The 19,505-nt window shown below is 53.9% G+C and carries 12 protein-coding genes; 7 read left to right on the top strand and 5 right to left on the bottom strand.

What is annotated here, in order from left to right; all coding sequences use genetic code 11:
• Positions 1-23 precede the first annotated feature (23 nt).
• The 7 genes from QZ554_RS00060 (at position 24) to QZ554_RS00030 (ending at position 12,286) form a co-directional block, all read left to right on the top strand.
• Positions 24-4,289, top strand: a complete 4,266-nt coding sequence (locus QZ554_RS00060; RefSeq protein WP_297193195.1) for a cobaltochelatase subunit CobN — start codon at positions 24-26, stop codon at positions 4,287-4,289.
• Between the two features lie 26 nt (positions 4,290-4,315).
• A complete protein-coding gene (locus tag QZ554_RS00055; protein WP_297193194.1) occupies positions 4,316-4,996 on the top strand; it encodes a hypothetical protein in 681 nt (226 codons plus the stop codon).
• 9 nt (positions 4,997-5,005) lie between these two features.
• Positions 5,006-5,605 carry a MotA/TolQ/ExbB proton channel family protein gene (locus QZ554_RS00050; RefSeq protein ID WP_297193192.1) on the top strand — a complete coding sequence of 200 codons (600 nt, stop codon included), beginning with the start codon at positions 5,006-5,008 and terminating at the stop codon, positions 5,603-5,605.
• Between the two features lies 1 nt (position 5,606).
• Positions 5,607-5,972 carry a DUF2149 domain-containing protein gene (locus QZ554_RS00045; RefSeq protein WP_297193190.1) on the top strand — a complete coding sequence of 122 codons (366 nt, stop codon included), beginning with the start codon at positions 5,607-5,609 and terminating at the stop codon, positions 5,970-5,972.
• Positions 5,973-6,348: 376 nt separating this feature from the next.
• Positions 6,349-9,483 (top strand): SusC/RagA family TonB-linked outer membrane protein, encoded by a 3,135-nt coding sequence (locus QZ554_RS00040; protein WP_297193188.1) that lies wholly within the window; start codon positions 6,349-6,351, stop codon positions 9,481-9,483.
• A 6-nt stretch (positions 9,484-9,489) separates the two neighbouring features.
• On the top strand, positions 9,490-10,920 hold the full coding sequence (locus tag QZ554_RS00035; protein ID WP_297193186.1) for a RagB/SusD family nutrient uptake outer membrane protein: 1,431 nt from the start codon (positions 9,490-9,492) through the stop codon (positions 10,918-10,920).
• A gap of 124 nt (positions 10,921-11,044) precedes the next feature.
• Positions 11,045-12,286, top strand: coding sequence for a DUF4929 family protein (locus tag QZ554_RS00030; RefSeq protein WP_297193184.1), 1,242 nt, complete (start codon positions 11,045-11,047; stop codon positions 12,284-12,286).
• Between the two features lie 163 nt (positions 12,287-12,449).
• Here QZ554_RS00030 and QZ554_RS00025 read toward each other — a convergent pair whose 3' ends face one another.
• The 5 genes from QZ554_RS00025 to QZ554_RS00005 all read right to left on the bottom strand — a co-directional run bounded on the left by QZ554_RS00025 (position 12,450) and on the right by QZ554_RS00005 (position 18,810).
• Positions 12,450-13,337 carry a YicC/YloC family endoribonuclease gene (locus QZ554_RS00025; RefSeq protein WP_297193183.1) on the bottom strand — a complete coding sequence of 296 codons (888 nt, stop codon included), beginning with the start codon at positions 13,335-13,337 and terminating at the stop codon, positions 12,450-12,452.
• A 733-nt stretch (positions 13,338-14,070) separates the two neighbouring features.
• Positions 14,071-15,066, bottom strand: a complete 996-nt coding sequence (locus QZ554_RS00020) for a hypothetical protein (RefSeq protein WP_297193181.1) — start codon at positions 15,064-15,066, stop codon at positions 14,071-14,073.
• Positions 15,067-15,106: 40 nt separating this feature from the next.
• The gene (locus QZ554_RS00015) at positions 15,107-16,852 is read right to left on the bottom strand and encodes a hypothetical protein (protein ID WP_297193179.1); all 1,746 of its coding nucleotides are present in this window, start codon (positions 16,850-16,852) and stop codon (positions 15,107-15,109) included.
• A gap of 40 nt (positions 16,853-16,892) precedes the next feature.
• Positions 16,893-17,963: a hypothetical protein gene (locus QZ554_RS00010; RefSeq protein WP_297193177.1), complete on the bottom strand. Its 1,071-nt coding sequence runs from the start codon at positions 17,961-17,963 to the stop codon at positions 16,893-16,895.
• A gap of 280 nt (positions 17,964-18,243) precedes the next feature.
• Positions 18,244-18,810, bottom strand: a complete 567-nt coding sequence (locus tag QZ554_RS00005; RefSeq protein WP_297193175.1) for a hypothetical protein — start codon at positions 18,808-18,810, stop codon at positions 18,244-18,246.
• Positions 18,811-19,505: the final 695 nt, after the last annotated feature.

Genomic DNA, 19,505 nt, shown 5'->3' with positions numbered 1-19,505 from the left:
ATACGACAAACGATATACAGCAGATGAGTGACAAGAAGAGACCTTCGCCTAGACGTAAGCGTATGATCATAGGGCTAATCATCGCCCTGATCCTCGCCGTAGGCAGTTACTTCGTATGGGGGCACTATGGTGCCACCACACGTATTGCACTAGTGAACTTCCCTGGTTATCTCTCCTCAGGGATCATCCTCTCTAATGAGAACGCTCATGTCAAGTATGACGAGCTCAAGCAGGAGGATATAGATCGCTTCGGGAGCTATGACTGTGTCCTAACCTTCGGGATGGGGCTCAAGTGGAATGAGCAGCAACGTGCAGAGATCAAGAAGAAAGGCAAGAAGGGGCTCCAGCTCCTCGTGCTCTATGCCACCACCGAGGAGAACGAGATCAATACCCTCGGAGACCGTCACGCCCAGAGAATCAACGAATATATGGGTAGCGGCAACAAGAAGAACTACCGAAGCCTAGCGAACTACATCCGCAAGTATGTCGATGGCAAGAGTTGGTTTGCCCCCAAGCCCGACTCCGTGGCTGACAGCTCTACCGAGGTATACTACCATATAGACGAGGAGGTCGCCTTCGAGAAGCTCGCAGACTATGAGGCCTACATGAAGAAGAAGGGCTTCTACCACGAGGGAGCGAAGAAGGTACTGATGATCGGAGGACTCAACGACCCCTTCAGCGGGAATAAGCAGAACCTCGATAGCATCATCATGAGCCTACATCGCTCTGGGCTCAACGTCTATCCCGTGACGAGCTTCACTGACCGCCTTCGCTTCCTACAGGAGGTCTCTCCCGACCTTGTCATCCACTTCCCCCACGGACGCATCTCCATGACGGGCGGGGACGCTGTCGTCGAGTACCTACGTGAGCGCAACATCCCCGTCATCGCTCCCCTAACCCTGATGACTAGCCAAAAGGACTGGGAGGAGGATGCACAGGGTATGATGGGGGGCTTCCTCTCACAGACCATCGGGATGCCCGAGCTAGATGGTGCCGTCTACCCCTATGTCGTGACCACACAGGAGGAGAATAGGCAGGGACTCTATATGCTCCGTGCGATCCCAGACCGACTCGAGAAGCTCACTCGCCTAGTCCATAGCTTCCTCAACCTCAAGACCAAGCCTAATCGAGATAAGAAGCTTGCCATCTACTACTTCAAGGGTCCCGGACAAGAGGCTCTCGCAGCGCAGGGACTTGAGGTCGTCCCTTCTCTCTACAATCTCCTTCGTCGTCTCAAGTCTGAGGGCTACAACCTCACGGGACTACCCGAGGATGTCAAGACCTTCGAGCGTCAGATCATGACCGAGGGGCCCATGATCCAGTCTGTAGCAGGAGGACAGATGGAGGAGTATCTAGCGCACGGACATCCCGCTTGGGTGAAGAAGTCCGAGCTAGAGCAGTGGATCCAGCAAGACCTTACCCCCAAGCAGATCAAGGAGCTCAAGGAGACCTATGGAGACGTACCCGGTCAGTATATGACTCGTATGGTCGGTGGGACACCAGAGCTGGCTACGACACGTATCCAGTATGGCAATGTCGTCCTCCTTCCTCAACCCGTAGCTGGTATCGGCAGTGACAACTTCGCCATCGTCCACGGAGCCGCCTCGCCCCCACCCTACCCCTACGTGTGTGCCTACCTCTGGGCACGACATGCCTTCCAGGCTGATGCCATCATGCACTTCGGCACACATGGTAGCCTAGAGTTCACACCACAGAAGCAGGTAGCCCTAAGCAACCACGACTGGGGTGATGCCTTGGTCGCTCCCCTCCCACACTTCTACTACTATACCATAGGTAATGTTGGGGAGAGTATGATGGCCAAGCGTAGGTCTTATGCAAGCCTCATCTCCTACATCACCCCACCCTTCGATGAGAGCAAGACTCGCCATACCTTCACCACGCTCCAGCAGGCTATCGAGAAGTACTACGACCTGCAGGATGCTACCGCTAAGGATCGACAGAGCCTAGAGGTCAAGAAGCTCGCCGTAGGACTAGGCATACACCGAGAGCTACGCCTAGACTCGATACTCACCCAGCCCTACTCAGCCAAGGATGTTGAGCGTATCGACAACTTCGCCGAGGAGATCGCCTCTGAGAAGGTCAATGGTACACTCTACATCACTGGAGCACCCTACGCTCCAGCCAAGGTGACCTCCACCGTCGTAGCGATGAGCGCAGACCCTATTGCCTATGCCAAGGCTCGCCTAGATCGCCTTCGCTCCGCCAAGCAGATAGACAACACCAGCAATAAGCATCGCTTCTATCAGCAGTACTTACAGCCCGCCCAGCAGCTCGTCCTACGAGTACTCTCCTCACAGTCCCTCAGCCCTAGCCTAGTACTCTCCTACGGAGGAATCACACAGGCAGAGCTTGATCAGGCTCACAAGATCAATCCCCCCAAGGGACGAGGTGGGATGAAGGCAGCCATGATGGCTAGCCAGCAGGGGAAGCCCACAGACGGGAAGCCCAGTAGCGCTCCTAAGGATCCCTCTGCCAAGAATCCTATGGGTATGGGTAAGGCCATCAGCCAAAGCAATGCCCAAGGGAAGCCAACCGGACAGTCCAAGGACTCTATCAGTAATGAGCCAAGCAAGCAGGAGCGAGATAAGGCTGAGGCTATCACCGATCTAGAGCGTGCTATCCTAGCTATCCTTACCAATCATCGAGCGATCACCGAAAGCCCACGACTGGAGCTAGACGCTACGATCAATGCCCTCAACGGAGGCTTCACCGCTCCATCACCTGGAGGTGATGCCGTGGCCAATCCACAGGCCGTACCGACAGGTCGCAATCTCTACTCTGTTCGGGCAGAGAGCACCCCTTCGCAGCGTGCCTGGAGCCAAGGTGTCCAGCTTGCCCAAGCTACGCTGAAGGCCTACAAGGAGCAGCATGGCAAGTATCCCACGAAGGTGAGCTACACCTTCTGGAGCAGTGAGTTTGTCGAGACCGAGGGTGTCACGATCGCCCAGGTACTCTATATGCTGGGTGTAGAGCCCGTACGTACGCAGTTTGGCTCGGTCGAGGATGTTCGACTGATCCCTACCTCGGAGCTTGGTCGGCCACGTATCGACGTGGTGATCCAGACCTCTGGACAGTTCAGAGACCTCGCAGCCTCACGCCTCGCCCTCATCACTAAGGCTGTGGAGCTCGTTGCCAGCCAAGGCAAGGAGAGCGAAGAGAACTATGTCGCCCAAGGGTCTATCAATACAGAGAAGGAACTCGTAGAGCAAGGCCTCTCCCCCAAGGAGGCCCGTGCTCTAGCCAACGTACGTATCTTCGGTGGTATCAACGGCATGTATGGTACGGGGATCCAAGAGATGGTCACCGCTGGAGACAAGTGGGAGCAGGAAAAGGAGATCGCCGATGTGTACCTCAACAACATGGGAGCAGCCTACACGGGGAAGAAGGAGGACTGGGGACGCTTCGTCAAGCCCCTCTTCCGTGCAGCGCTCAAGAACACCGATGTGGTGATCCAACCCCGACAGAACAACACCTGGGGCGCCCTCAGCCTAGACCACGTCTACGAGTTCATGGGCGGGCTAACCCTATCCGTGCGTAACGTCACTGGCAAGGATCCCGACACCTATCTGGCGGACTACCGCAACCACAGCCACATGCGCATGCAAGACCTCAAGGAGGCTATCGGTGTGGAGAGCCGTGCCACCGTCCTCAACCCCGAGTACGTCAAGGAGGCCCTCGCAGGTGGAGCCAATAGCGTAGCGAATATCACCGAGGTCGTCACCAACACCTACGGATGGAACGTCATGAAGCCCGAGGTCATCGACAAGGAGCTCTGGGATAACCTCTACGATATGTACATCCGTGACGTACACGGGCTAGGTGTCACACAGGCCTTCGAGGGGAAGAGCCCTGCAGCCCTTGAGGAGCTCACTGCTGTGATGCTCGAGACGGCACGTAAGGGGATGTGGCAAGCTTCGCCCGAGCAACTCTCGACTCTAGCGGCTCGCCACACCGAGCTAGTAGCTAAGTACGGCCCCTCTGGTGGTGGGATGACGACGGAGAACCACAAGCTCCGTGACTTCATCGCACAGCATGTCTCCCCTGAGACAGCCAAGCAGTACAAGGGCTCTATGCAGCACCTAGACCAAGGCTCTGACGCTAATGCCTCTACTCAGGATGGTGTGGTGATGAAGCGAGAGACCGTCTCCGACAGCACAGGCTCGGTGACCAAGAGCTTCAGTGGGCTCTATGTCGTGGCAGGGGTGGCCGTCCTCTTCGTCATCCTGCTCATCGTCCTGAGGATCAAGCGCCGCAGAGATGCCGAGTAAGTCCTATCGTCCCTAGCTACACTGCGATGGAACTAGTCGTACAGATCCTCATGCTCTTCATCGTCGTAGGGACGGCTGTCCGTCTCTCCTTCGAGCGAGTCTGGGTCTCCCTCCTCTTTGGCCTAGCAGCTGCTGCCTTCGTCTACCTCACGTATCCTCTTGCGATAGAGCAGACCAAGACAGGGCTAGCAGGCTACATCGCTGACCGCTCTCTGAGGGAGTATGCTGCGATCTTCATCTCTCTCGAGGTGGCATTACTTGTCGGTTACAGCTTCTCTCGCCTTGAGCTCCCTCGTACGAAGCGAGCTAGGCTCATCGCCCTCGGACTAAGACTCTACCCTGGGCTGCTTATCTTCCCTGTCCTCTTCTATCTCCAGTCTACGCTCATCTTCGCCCTGCCGGGAGTAGACTTCGGCGTAGTCTCTCTCCTTCTGGCTGTGGGCAGTCTTCTACTGCTCGTAGGCCTGAGCTACCTCATGCGCTATCTCCTCCCCGAGGAGGAGCTTCGCCTAGAGGTGTACTTCCTCGTACAGCTCTTCGTCTTCATCCTCGGCATCATCGCCTCAGTGGAGGAGACGATACGGACAGCACCCACAGAGAGCCCGATCGAGTGGCGGGGGCTAGTCCTCACTCTAGGAGTAGCTGGTCTATGCTTCGTCCTAGGAGTTTTCGCACAGCGTATCAAGCAATATCTTAAGCATAAATAATACGACGAGATGGATCAGATCTCAAAAGTTCTCTTTACTATCGCCAATAGTCTGCTCATACCAGACATTCTCTTCCTCATTCTGCTCTTCATCCGCTCGCTACTGCTTGTCGGGAGCTTCTACAATAGCTTCATGCAGCGCAGACACATCGCTACACTACTAGGGGATACCCGCCAGCTGACCGCAGAGCGTCTGAATGAGCTAGCAGAGAAGTTTCCACATAAGAATCGCTCCCCCTTCGTAGAGTATCTCGATGACCTCATTAGGCGTGAGGGCCTCACCGAGGATTACGTAAACTTCCAGCTCAGCAACTATGAGAACCTCTGCGAGAAGGACCTTACACTCTCCAAGCTCCTGACCAAGATAGGTCCAGTCCTAGGGCTCGTAGGTACGCTGATTGCTATGAGTCCTGCTCTCGTGGGTCTGTCCTCTGGGGACATCGGAGTGATGGCATACAACATGCAGGTCGTCTTCGCCACTACCGTCGTCGGGCTCGTCATCAGCCTAGTCGGGCTGATTACCCTCCAGTACAAGCAGCGCTGGTACACACGAGACGTGAATATCCTCGAGTACGTATCCTCACTCCTCCTCGCCTCAAAGACCAAGTAGTATGGCACGTAAAGCCCGCCGCCCCAACAAGCTCATGCAGGGCGAGGACACAGACCCACTAACCGTCGTAGTCAATCTCTTCGACGTAGCGATGGTCTTTGCCGTCGCCCTCATGGTCGCTATGGTCATGAATATGAACATGACCGAGATCTTTACTCAGGAGGACTTCTCCATAGTGAAGAACCCTGGGAAGGACAACATGGAGATCATAACAAGGTCTGGGAATAAGATCGAGCGGTACACCCCCTCTCGGGAGAAGAGTGACAAGTCCAGCTCACGTGGACGCCGTGTAGGTGTCGCCTATGAGATGGAGGATGGCAATGTCTACTACGTCCCCGAAGAGGCAATGCCCGAGGAGAAGAAGTAGCAGCATAGGAGCTCGTCCGCTAGTCTCCTCATATATCTAAAAGGGATAGGTGAGGGAGAACTCTAGACCTTGGCCTAGCCCTCCTCCCTCTACCTCCATTTCCTATATCCACAATGCTATCTGGCTAGAGCTTCGGATGAAGCTCTAGCAGATGCTTGGTTTTCTTTTAGCCCCGTTGATGGAGCTGCGCTTTGTCCCACAGATGAGGACATAGGACTCTTTAGACAGAGAGTTACATTCTGAAGGAACGATTCTCCACAAGACAAGATAGTCAGAGCCCCCTCTAGTCATCGCATCAGGAGATGCGTGTCATCTGTCATCCTAGAGATAGAGGGAGCATATCCGTATCCCCGCTATACAAACAAGCTTTACATTTATGAAGAAGCCTATACTACCGCTCAGCCTTGGCCTTAGCCTAGTTCTAGCCTTCTCCTCGGGCATCTCTGATCTACGAGCAGAGGGTACCACCTCTATGCAGCGACCTATGACCTATACGATCACAGGGGTAGTCGTAGATAGCTCTGGGAGCCCTCTCGTGGGTGCAGCTGTACGGGCCGCTGGGATGAAGACTTCGACTGATAGGGAGGGACGATTTATCCTACATCTAGCCTCTCGCCCTTCGCCCTCTGGAGTCACAGTACGTGTCTCCTACCTCGGGATGAAGACTCGCGAGGTCGTCTATCGAGGCCAAGCCCTACATATCACCCTCAGCGAGGATACCCAGCAGATAGGTGAGGTGGTCATCACAGCTCGCCCCAACATCAATGCCCTAGATCTGCGCTCTCGCTCAGGTGTCGTAGCAGAGGTAGATATGAAGCAGCTCCAGCAGAAGCCTATGATAGACCTTGCCCTAGCCCTGCAGGGGTCTGTCCCCGGACTCACGGTCATCAGCCGAGGTGAGCTAGGAGAGAAGCCCGAGATACGTATCCGAGGGAACAACTCCTTCGTCAAGGGAGATCTAGCCAACGAGCCCCTGTATGTCCTAGATGGCAAGATCATCTCCCCCCAAGCCTTCATGACCCTCAATCCCCTAGACATCCGAGAGATTAAGGTGCTCAAGGACGCTGTAGCGACAGCCCTCTACGGGATCAAGGCTGCCAATGGAGTCCTCGAGATCTCCTCCCGCCGAGGTACAACTGGGCCAATGAGTATCAGCCTAAGCTCCAGCCTCGGGGTTACCCTCAGGGGCAGGCAGACGACTACGATGATGCAGACCGAGGAGAAGCTAGAGATCGAGCGGCGCATGAGAAATGTGAATACCCCAGGCTATCTCTTCTCCTCTGACTTCATCAGCACTGCTACGCTCAGTGATCTACGGCAGGCCTACCAGTCGATCCTTGGTATCGCCCCCACCTGGACCCGAGACGATTACTTGGCCTACGGGGCACGACAGCTGGACTCCCTAAGACGAATAGAGACCGACTGGTGGAAGCTACTCATCCGCCCCAACACCTACCAGAGCCATAACCTCAGCCTACGAGGAGGGAGCAAGGAGGTGACCTACTATGTCTCGGGGAACTTCACCCGACAAGGTGGACAGCTGGAGGGCAACGACACCAAGCGCTTTGCTCTCGCCAACAGCCTAGACTGGCAGAACAAGATAGGCTTCATCTCCCTAGGCTTAAGCGGGGGATATGCCAAGACGAACAGCCCCAACAGCAGTAATTACTCCCCCCAGCAACTCGTCTACGATCTCAACCCCTACGAGTCAAAGGACTCTCCCATCCTCTTCTCCCACCTAGGACGTAGGTATCAGGATCTGACCTATCAATTCCGACGCTGGAGCAAGGAGGTACGCTTGGGCTCTAGCCTAAGTGCCAACCTCCGTCCGCTACAAGGGCTACAGCTGGATGCTATCCTAGGTATTGACTACGTACTTAGCGAGAGCGAACAGATCACACCTGCGACAGCCTACGACGAGGTGACCCGACGCAAGCCTACGGAACGAGGAGTCATCACCGTGGGGAAGAATACAGACTTCAACTACTCGGCCAACCTACGTGCGACCTACACCAAGGTCTTTGCCGATAAACACGACCTAAGCATATCTGCTAATACCGACTATTACTACAACGAAGGCCGCATCCTCAGCGTCACGGGACACGGCATAGGACGGCAGGAGTATCTAGCTGGAGTGAATAAGGCTCTGACTAGCCCTGACCTACGCCCTGACTTCGGTGGCACTAATAGCACCTCAGCACAGCTAGGCTTCGGACTAGCACTAGGATATACCTATGACAGCTGGATTGATCTCTTCGCCGCCTACAAGGCGGATGCCTCTAGTCTCCTCCCCCGAGACAAGCGCTGGAACACAGCCTGGGCGCTAGGAGGAGGACTCCATCTGACACGGCTCATCCCTCAGCTACGTGGGGGGAAGGTCATCACGGGGCTTAACCTCAAGGCTTCCCTAGGCCTCACGGCTAGCCTCGGTGGGATCACCTCGGCCTCTGCCGTACCGATCTTCTCCTACCAGCAGTCGAGATTCTATGCAGAGCAATACCGCCTCATCCGCCTATCCGCTATGTACAACGAACGCCTCAAGGCAGAGCAGCTCAAGAGCATTGACCTTGGCCTAGGAATACAGATCGCAGGTGCACACTCCCTGGATCTCAACCTCTATCAGCGGGATACCAAGGATGCACTCCTAGAGCGAGAGATCCCCTCCAGCAACGGCTTCTCCTCTATGCTCGATAATGTCGGTAGCCTACGCAACGAGGGTATAGAGCTATCAGCTAGCTCACGCATACTAAATAGTGGAGACTGGCGACTGAGCCTACGTGCCTCCCTTGCGTATAATCGCAGTAAGGTGCTTGACCTCTACGGCAAGCAGGTGATCTATACGAATAGTGATAACATCATACCCGACTACGAGGTGGGCAAGCCCTACGACTATATCTACGGACTAGATGCGCTCGGGGTGAATCCCTTACGAGGGGAACTGATGTTCCGTGACCAAAAGGGGCAGGAGCAACCCTTCTCGAAGGAGATCAAGAGAGAGGACCTCATCCCCCTTGGCTTCCGAACTCCACCCTATACAGGGTCACTATCATTATCGCTAGGCTATGGAGCACTAGAGCTAGAGGCACAGCTCTACTATGTCTTCGGAGGGATCAAGAGCTACTCCATGACCTACGTCCGTGGAGTCGAGGGGATCAACAAGAATGCCATCCGTGGTCAGCTTGATCGTACTTGGTTTACCCCCGGGGATGTAGACAAGCTCTACCCCTCGCCACAGAGTGGTACACAGACCTACAACAATCTCTCCAGCTATCCCAACACGAGAATGATAGCCAAGAGCGACTATCTACGTCTCTCCATGCTGAGTCTACGCTACCGCCTCCCAGCACGTCTCTTAGCCCAGACCTCGGGGGTCGTCAAGTATGCCTCCGTCGCCCTACAGGGCTCGAACCTATTCACCCTCTCCCCCTACAAGGGCGGGAGCCCTGAGTCGGGCACGTATGACCTGAGCGTGCAGCCCGTCCTCTCCCTCAACCTCAACCTTAGCTTCTAGTCTCCTATGCATCAGCTGATTCGCCCCCTACTGCTTACCCTCCTCGCTCTAGGCATCTCCGCTTGTAGCCTAAATATCCCTGTGGAGAACGAGCTGACTGACCCCAATGCCATCACGTCGGTGCAGACCGCCTACGAAGCTCTAACCTCGGCCTACACCTCCTATCCCAAGGAGTCCTACCGCCTCAGTCTCCTCTCGGACGACTTCGTACCTACCTTCACCGCCGGCCAAGACCCTAGTTCCTCCCGCCTATATAGCTACACCGATGCCGAACTTCGGGATCTATCCGAATCTCTATGGCAGGGCTACTACGAGACCATCCGAGACCTCAATGCGGTCCTCGTTCGCCTTCCCTCCCTACGCTCCACCCTCACCACACTGGAGAGGCGCCAGCTTGACTACCTAGAGGCCGAGGCCAAGACATTGAAGGCTCTATGTTACCTAGAGCTCCTGCAGCTCTTCGCTACCCCCTATAGTGATACGGCACATCCTGCAGGTATCATCCTCAAGGATCGTGTAGAGCGTGAGGAACTCCCTCGTAGCACCAAAGCCGAGGTAGCTGACCGAATAGAGACGCTACTAAACGAAGCCATCACGACCTTCGCCGCCTCGGGAACTCCTGCCTATGGATCTGTCCCAGGCTTCCTAGGTAGAGAAGCTGCAAAGACAATCCTTGCTCGTCTTCGCATCTATCAGGGCAACTGGAGCGGAGCAGAGGAGGCCACTACGGGACTTATCCCCGAGCAGATCACGAGGGCACTCATCCCGGAGCAGAGATCAGACTGGAGGAGTGGCGATCAGAGGTTTGCCCTCTTTGCCAACACAGTGCCCAGCAGCTACTTTAGCCGTATCTACCTGCAGGAGTCCAACAAGAAGGGTAGCCTTGCCTACCAGCTTCCCCAGCGCCTATACCTCGAGGAGCGTGATCTGCGCCATCATAGCTATGTCGTAGACAGTACCCTCACCGTAGACGCTACGACCACTCGAGCTCTACAGCTACCGGGCAAGTACGTACACCTCATCCTCGAGCGAAGTGCTCCCTCACTGACCTATGTCGTACGTCGCTCCGAGCCCATCTTCCTGCGTGCCGAGGCTCTAGCCCGACAGGGAAAGGAAGACGAAGCCCGTACCCTCATCAATGCATATCTCTCCGCCTGCCAGTCTGCCCCGATAGCCCCAAGCCATACGGGAGCGCAGCTCCTAGAGGATATACTGCACGAGAAGCAACGGGAATTCGTAGGAGAAGCACTACGATTCTATGACCTCAAGCGGCTCGGCCTACCCATCGTCCACTATAGCCCCAACGAGACACGTATCAGTCTCACCATCCCCGCCGATAGCTACAAGCGTACACTCCCCATCCCGCTCTCTGAGCGATCCAACTCCCGCATAGGAGCACAGAACCCTGGCTGGCCCGACAACCTTCGCCAGCCCTAACGCCCTCATTAGACCTATCAGACCCATTAGACTTATCAGACCCATTAGACTTATCAGACCCATTAGACCTATTAGACTCATTAGACTTATTAGACCTACCATCCCCATCACCCCTACAATGAATATGACTAGACCGATCACCACCGTCCTATATACCCTACTGGCTCTCCTTGCCCTAGGTCTCACCTCCTGCCGTAAGGACTCTCCCACCCCCAATAGATACACGGGGCAAGATAAGGTATACCTCTCCCTAAGCGATGGGACGAGGTCAGGTACGATCTCCAGCCTAGAGACTCGTCCTATCCGTGTCCTCATCCGACTGACACGTCCCGTAGAGCAACCTCTGACCCTATCCTTTAGTCTAGAGGGGTCAGCAGCTCCCTCTCTCAGTCTCTCCTCCCAGATAGTGACCATCCCTGCGGGCTCCTTCGAGGGTGAACTCTCTATCACCCCTCACTTCAAGACCCTAACCGAATCCCTAGAAGCAACCCTACGAGTCACCTCCCCACTCCCCTCAGATGGAGACCTAACCCTACGGGTCACCCCCATAAGGTCATGGAGCCCTACACCCGAGCAAGAGAAGCTCATCGCTGGCTACAAGGCCAAGGGGATCGACCTCTCCCGAGTACTGGGCTTCCATTCGGTCTCGGGGACGGTGGACTTCGCTGGCTTCGGAGAATATGACTACGGACCCACAGATGCTCCCCTCAAGGAGGAGCGAATGAGCCTCTCTAGTGAGATCATGCGTGTGGAGCTCAGCAGGCACGCCACGGCAGATCGTCCTATCCTGACCTTCTCCTACAATGCCTTTGGACTCAATGCCATCCTAAAGCGTATCTGGTATGCCCTATCAATCAATAACGACTTTGAGTTTCGTCAGCAGGAGGAGTCTATGGCCGTTGCTCGTGAGATCGGCTGGGAACGTGATAGCCCTGAGACCTTCAACGTCACCCTAGACAACATCCGCCTCGATAGAGGACAACTCACCTATACGGGACTTCGCTCCGAAGGTATTCCGAAGGACTTCCCCTTCCTCGTACAAGGGCTCTATACCTCCGATCCTATTGTCATCCCCTTCACCTACGAGACCTCAGTCATTGATCGGGTCCTCGCTGAGATCAAGCGTACTCCAACCTTCCTCGATAGGGTGACACAAGTCAATGGCTTCAACCTCTACTCGCTACTTAGCAATACGGGGATCGATGAAGATCATACTGAGAGTATCGGCGGGAGGACTGGGAGCTATATCGCCCCTCAGGGCACGATCGATCTCACGACGGGACGAATGACCTTCACCTTCCCCCTCCACGTAGAGAACTCTGATCACTATACCATTGTCCGAGTGACTACCGAACCCAAGAAATAGACATCTCCCTTCCCCACCTTCCCTAAAGCACAGAACAAGTGAGACGCACCACAGCTGAGACCCTCATACGGTCTTAGCTGTGGTGCGTCTCACTTAGATGGGATGCTACCTATGGCTTGTCCCCATACCCACTCCCTACAGAGAGCGAGTGAAGAAGAGAGGACTAAAGGATATTCAGCACCTGCTCCTTGATCTGCTCCAGTTCGTCCTTCATCTGTACGACGAGCTGCTGCATAGTGGCATGGTTACTCTTAGAGCCCATTGTATTGATCTCACGCCCGATCTCCTGAGCGATGAAGCCGAGGGTCTTACCCTGCCCTGGGTTAGGCTGATCCAGCACCTCTAGGAAGTAGCTTAGGTGATGTGCTAGACGGGACTTCTCCTCATTGATATCCAGCTTCTCTATATAGAAGATCATCTCCTGCTCTAGGCGGGAGCTATCGTAGCCTCCAGCAGGAGCTATCTTGGCAAGCCCCTCCTCCAGACGCTGACGAATAGCAGCGATCCGCTCTGCCTCGGGGATGATAATCTTACCTAGGAGCTCTGAGATCTTAGCGATACGAGTAGCACAGACTTCGTAGAGCATACGCCCCTCCTGCTCTCGGAAGGCATTCAGTGCCTCTACGGCCTGGAGGGTGGCAAGGCGCACGGCCTCCCATTCCTCCTTGCTCACCTCGCAGGTGCGTACGCTCTCGCTATCCATGACTCCGGGGAGACGTAGGAGAGAGACGATGTCAATAGGGGTATCGATCCCTAGCTCTGCGTTGATTGCACGGAGCTGATGGACATAGCCATGGAGAGCCTCTTTGCTAATGGGGGCAGCATTACCCTCTAGGGCATCATCCTCCATCGTGATGGAGATGTCTATCTTGCCCCGCTGTAGACGATCAGCGATTAGGGCTCGGAGCTCCAGCTCACCCTCACGGTAGGCGGAAGCTATACGTACGGAGAGGTCAGCTTGCTTGCTATTGAGAGACTTGATTGCGACGGTGATGGTGCGGGTATCGAAGCGAGCCACAGCCTTACCGAAGCCGGTCATAGAGTATATCATATAACTGTCCTTTTTTCTATACAGACAAACATACAAAATATATACGAAAAAACACACATCCCTACACTCTTCCCCCCTAGGATATAGAGCTGACTCATGAAATCCCTGCCGTGCGAGAGCAATGTAGTCAAGGAGCATACCCCGAAGATAGAAGTATCCGTGTCCTAGCTCTAGACATACCCAGCGTAGACCTACTACCTAGGAGGGATGAGTATACACGTGTGTACACAACAGTATACCCACGTGTACACAACATCGCTCTAAGTATCTCCCCGGGAGGGCTCTTGCATACAGCTCTCCTCGGGGCTAACGGGATACGGCTAAGGCTCCCTAGGACATGAAATAATATCCCCTAAGAGCCAAAGAATGAAGTGTGCAAAAGAGATCATGCGTCGCCCCCACCCTAGGATAGGACTGAGGATATAGTCAGTCCAGTGTGTCTAGAGTGGATAGGGCTTCCCTGCCTATCACTCGCACTAGAGGGCTGAGTAGCAGGGTAAATATGTCACAGTTCCGTCTTTAGACAAAGTCTATCCAAGGTATGCCCCTATATACACCAAGCTCCCAGTCCTCGGACTCTTCCCACCTCGGAGAGAAGGGGATCGTAGTCTGAGGGCTGGGAGCCGTAGAGTACAGATAGAGGAGCATTCCTCTACCTCTCACAATAGTGTACCACTAAGCTCTATATCATGGAGAGCAGAGATGCGAGAGCCTAGTAGGAAGAGAGAAAAGATTACTTCTGTGGATATTCCTGAGCACTCCCCTTAGATCCCTTGGGGAAGTACTTGACCTTCCAACCCTTCCTCTGGGCAGTCCTTATCACAGCATCACTCACCACGTTCTCATCGCCCTGCTCATCATAGAGGACAAGCTCTCCACTCTGAGCCGAAGGTAGCGAAGATGAGAGCTGGGTAAGGGCTGATTCGGCGAACTTATTCCGATAGATATGTAGGAGCATTAGACTCGGATTCTGACTGACGTCTAGTGTCGTCAGCTTATTCCCAAAGCAAGTCAGCTTCTGTAGCTTGGTACATCCTGTCACATCAAGGGTCGTAAGGCTATTACCCGAGACATAGAGCTGGGTAAGGGCGGGACAGCGTGTGACATCAAGCTCCTTTAGCTGGTTGTCACCGCAGGCGAGCTCATCTAGGACGCTGTTCTCCCCTAGGCGGAGCTCCGTCAGAGCATTCTGGTAGCAGGAGAGCGTCTTTAGGTGGATATTACCACTGGCATCTAGGGCTGAGAGCTCACTGGCATAGCAGCCTAGGGCTGACACCTCTCCATAGATCGTGATCACGGGAGCATCAATCACTCGGGCAGAGTAGTGGTAGCTCATCGCTCCAAAGCGTTCTACCTCCTCGCCCTTGTCCTTCTTGCCATTATTATTGAGGTCTACCCACACATCCTTGCGCTTGTCCTGTGGGGCATCGACCCAAAAACGGATCTTTCCCCCTCGTGCCCTCCCAGTAAGGAAGACGAGGTGAGGCTGCTGCTCATCTAGGACTGGGCGAGTAGTCCAGCCCTCGAAGCGGGGCTTGGGTTGAGGTTTGGGTTTAGGTGCTGGAGGATCGATTGGCTTGGGTGGCGTAACGATCCCAAGGTCGGGCTTAGGCTCCTCGGGTGTTCGTCCTCTGCGGGAACAAGAGGCACTAACGAGTGTAAGGAGGAGGGCAACAGAGAGTGCCACGAGGTATCCTCTCCTCCTTCGGTATAGGTGATTCGTATCCATAAGTTGTGCTTGTATGAAAGTGGAGTATAAAGAGAGGGAGCTACGGAACGAACTTCCAGCCACGAGCCTTGATCTGGCTCTGTTGCTCTGGGCTAAGACGTCGTAGCTCTATAGAGAGACTTCCCTCCCTACCTGCAGAGAGCTGGGGTAGAGAGGTGGCTAGCAGAGCTAGATCTAGGGAGGGAGTTCCTTTTAGCTTGAGCGTCTTGAGGAGGAGGCTCTCTACCACCCTAACCTCCCGAAGCTTGGGATTGTCCGAAGCATCAAGGCTCTGTAGGAAAGAGGTCTGCCCCTGCACGGGTGTGAGGTCAAGGAGAGTAAGCTCCGTAGAGGCTACCTGCAGTTCATCCAGTACTCGAGGCCAGAGGACCTCCGTCAGAGGATTATGACTAATCGTAATACGTCTAGTCTTGACTAGAGGACGGAAGTCTAGCTTAACAAGTTTATTCGATGAAGCATTGAGGTACTCTAGGTTCTCATACTTCGGTGCACCGAAGATCAGCTTAGCGAGGTGGTTATTCTCTAGTCGTACATTCTTGAGATTGGGTTGCTCAGTCAGATCAAGCTCAGTGAGACTATTATCAGCGAGGTTAAGTGTCGTGAGGTCAAGGGCTCTCGGCAGTGAGATCTTTTGGAGCCTACCCTTAGAGGCTGAGAGGGTCTGTAGCTTGGTCTGCGCCGAGAGGTCTAGGCTCGTCAGTTCGCTCTGTGTGATCACGAGGGTACGTAGGACAGAGGGTGTAGGGAGATTAAGCTCCCGTATAGGGTTATGCCCGATACTTAGATTGACCAGTTGCTTAGCCCCTGTGGCCTCGATTGCAACGAGACCGCCCTGCTCACTCCAGCTAACGACACCTATCATAGGGAAACGGGATATATCGAGACTCACCTCCATCGCCACTAGACTAGCTGTAGGTGACTGATGCAGGAGGCTATTCGTCTCTGTCTCGCCTTCATCGGTCTCCTCTTCGTCATCACCTCCGTCGCCACTAGGGGTATATACATCCAGTGTAGCGGCAGAACCATGGAAGATATAGACGGAGGGGTATCCATTCCGTGGATGCTCCAGTATGCCCATGCCATCTGGGAGGTCTTCTCCCTGGTCTTTCACTCCATTGTAGTTCTTATCTAGCCAGAGTCCCTTCGCTACTCCAAACTCATAGTTGAGGCTCTGCCCATCTTTAGCCCCATCCTTAGGTTGTAGACGTATGATGAGGGTGGGCTCCTTAGGGTCAATGGCTGTACCAGAGGGGCGAAGGATTCTCCAGCCCTTTGCCTCTAGGCTCTGAATGAGCGGAGTAGATAGTTTCTCCTCCTCGACATGTAGGGTACGTACTGTACCCTCTCCACTTGGGCTGAGCACCTTGATGATCTCTCCCAAGTTCAAGTCCGTTATAGAGGTCTTAGCCAGCTTAATCTCTGTCAGCGAGGCAAGTCCCTTTCCTTGGATCTGCACGACTGCGCTCCCCGTCAGGTCAAGCGTAGAGAGGGCTCCGTAAATCCTTAGGCTAGTTATTCCACTTGGTATAGTATAGTCATGCTTTGTAGAGGTGATCTCCTCCCCTGTGTCCTTGATCCCATTGGCGTTGAGGTCTAGGTAGCTCTGTCCAGAGGATTCTAGCGGTGTAGCTGAGAGGCTTAGCGTCGTGGCCTCAGAGGCTATGCCTAGCGTGAGAGATAGCTGTGGTGCCTCCGGAGTAGGGGTAGGCTGAGGCTCGTCCCCCCCAGCACGGCAGGATGCGAATAGGAAGAGCCCCGATAGGGCAAATGATGTACTTATCTTCATAGATCTGTCTTCGTTTACTTAGTAGACTTATAGGGTTTGGTTACTTGGCTTTGATGAGGCGTACAGTGCGAGCCATGATACGATCAGCATGGATGGTATGCGAGGCATCATTCTTTCCGAAGCCCATCGCCGTAGCAGAGAGATCGTCGTAGCCCTTGCTGGAGGACCAATATTCACCTACCACCCCAAGCTGGATAGGCAATCCATGGAGCTCTCGGATACCAGCTGCGGGCAGGACGAGGGTATGATCATCCCAGCGAAAGCTCGCCCAAAATCCCTCAGAGGCAATCATACTAATATCACCATGGAACTGCTCTCCGAGGTAGCGTGTCGTAATCTTCATGCTGTAGCCTCCTCGGGGGTCTTCCTCATTCCGTGAGTACTCGTAGCGGAAGGCTGTCAGCTGGCTATTGTCAGTAGCATAGCCCTCCCCCACTCTCTTGCTCTTCCCAAAGCGGAGGGCATAGCCCACATGTTTCCCCGTGGAGATGAATGTCTCGTCATATCGCTTCGTCACACCTGAGAGGGTGATCCGCTCGGTATAGGTGAAGTGCCCACCCTGACCATAGTTATATAGGACATTGTAAGGGAAGAGGGCTCGGAACTCTAGGAAGGTAGGCAGACGGTAACCATCCACATGGATAGCCTGAGCCTCTGCAAAGGAGAAGAAACCAGAGGCGACTGGATCCTGAGTGGTCACGAAATGTTCCCCATCAGGAGCTACATTGTGAGAGGCGAAGAGCTCCGTGGGCATCTCTGGGCGCGTCCCTGTGATGAAGAACTCATAGCTACGAGAACGATCCGTGAGGGTATCCCGCACCGAGATGAGAGTCGTACCATAGGCGAGACCTGTGACAGAGAGCTTGCCATCAGTGATAGAGACTGAGGCAACCTGATCATTGGTATTCATCGTGAGGGTACAGAAGCGGAAGGCTCCTTGATCAAAGATACGGGTCTGCCCTACCTCTAGGGGGCGCTCCTGCAAGCGATGGCTAGGGGGAGCGGGAGGCATGGTGGGTGAGACTAAGGGAGCCTCTGAGCTACATGCCCCGAGCAGGGCGCTGAGCAGGGCGAGGCCGGACAGCCTCAGGATAGGATTGGTTTTGTCCATAAATAGGCTTGGTGGGGGAGCATAGCTACGGGCTCCCCGAATTTGGTTATTTACTTGTTCGAGGGAGAGGGCTTGGTCGAGCAGTTTCCCTCGAAGGGGGCTGTACAAAGATAAGGCTTTTGGTGCTACCTAGCGGGAGGGGAGAGGGGATAGGAGCAACTAGCATCTCCCCTACTAGCAAAGAAGAGGAGCAGGTACATCCCTGCACCTGCTCCTTGAAAAGCATAACATAACTAAAAAAGAACAGCGTTCTATGAGAGAAACTTCTGTCTATGGGTCGTTACTTCGTAGCCTCGATATTGATTGTCACCCGCTGATTTGCATCTGCGAGAGCTTTTAGGCCGAGGTAGATAGGATCAGTATCAGGAACCTTACGTGTGGACTTATAGATCTCTGCAAAGATCTTGATATACCATCCGGGGAGTGTAATCTCTGTCATCAGTCGCTTGTCCTGAAGAGTCACAATCCCGATTGATAGCTCCTTAGGCATTCCGGTAAGATTCAGGAAGAGTGTCCCCTTAGCATTGACCTTTAGCTCTCCAGCTTGTGTCTGAGCACCAGGGAAGGTCTTGCCCTCCTTATTAATCAGTTCGTACTTACCCTGCTCGATCTTGATGGTGTTGATCGTACCGAGCTTCATCAGCGCATCTCCAAGGAAGAGCTCCTGGATGTTTACTTCAGTCCCTTGTACAGAGATTGTACTGGGGGTAGTCTTTACTGAGGTGGCAGTATATGTTCCGTCGAAGGGATAGGGGTTCGTAGGATCCTTCTTTTTATCACAGGAGATTGCTACAGCGAGGGTAGAAGCGCCTAGGAGGAGCGCAAGAGCCATTTGTTTTAGTCTCATTTCGTTTTGATATTGATAAGTTAATGTACTTACTTTATTGTTTGGATTGCGAGGTGGTACCACAAAAGTAAGAATATCTATTTAGGTTGTACCCACCACCCTGCATCACACTCTAAGATAACGCACTAGACATTGGCTAGCGGTATATCTAAGCGACTAGAAGTAGAGCTGATTCCACCATTCCTACCCATCACTCATGATACCCCTAGGAGCGGACATATAATGTTCGTCCCAATCACCTATGTAAGGTGACAGGAGAGGACACGGTATGAACGCACCCATCACCTTACATAGGTGATGGGTGCGTTCATACCGTGTCCTATACACCCTTCTCGATATATCCACTCCTACCCCTCTCAGAATGTCCGATACAGAGCATATTACAGAGGCTATTCCCATAATGTAATAACTCTTCCCTCTCTATCCTTCACCGCTCTGTGAGTACAGCCGCCACAGACTCGACTCCAGTCCTAAAGGAACCCTCATAATGAGGTCAAGGATTTTCCTCCCCCAACCTTCCATAAAAATCTCACACAACATAAATAAATAAAAGAAAGGAAGTTACACCAATACACAGATCCCCAAGGAAAGGATACACGGGTAAAGGTATTGCAGGAGTGGAGAAGTTGTATTACCTTTGCACCGCAAGACAGGTGAAGCAACACTCTTCCTTAGCTCAGTCGGTTAGAGCATCT

This window comes from uncultured Porphyromonas sp., from assembly GCF_915070105.1.
Classification (GTDB): Bacteria; Bacteroidota; Bacteroidia; order Bacteroidales; family Porphyromonadaceae; genus Porphyromonas.
The sequence above is the reverse complement of the archived record's forward strand: the minus strand, read 5'-3'. Positions and strand labels throughout refer to the sequence as shown.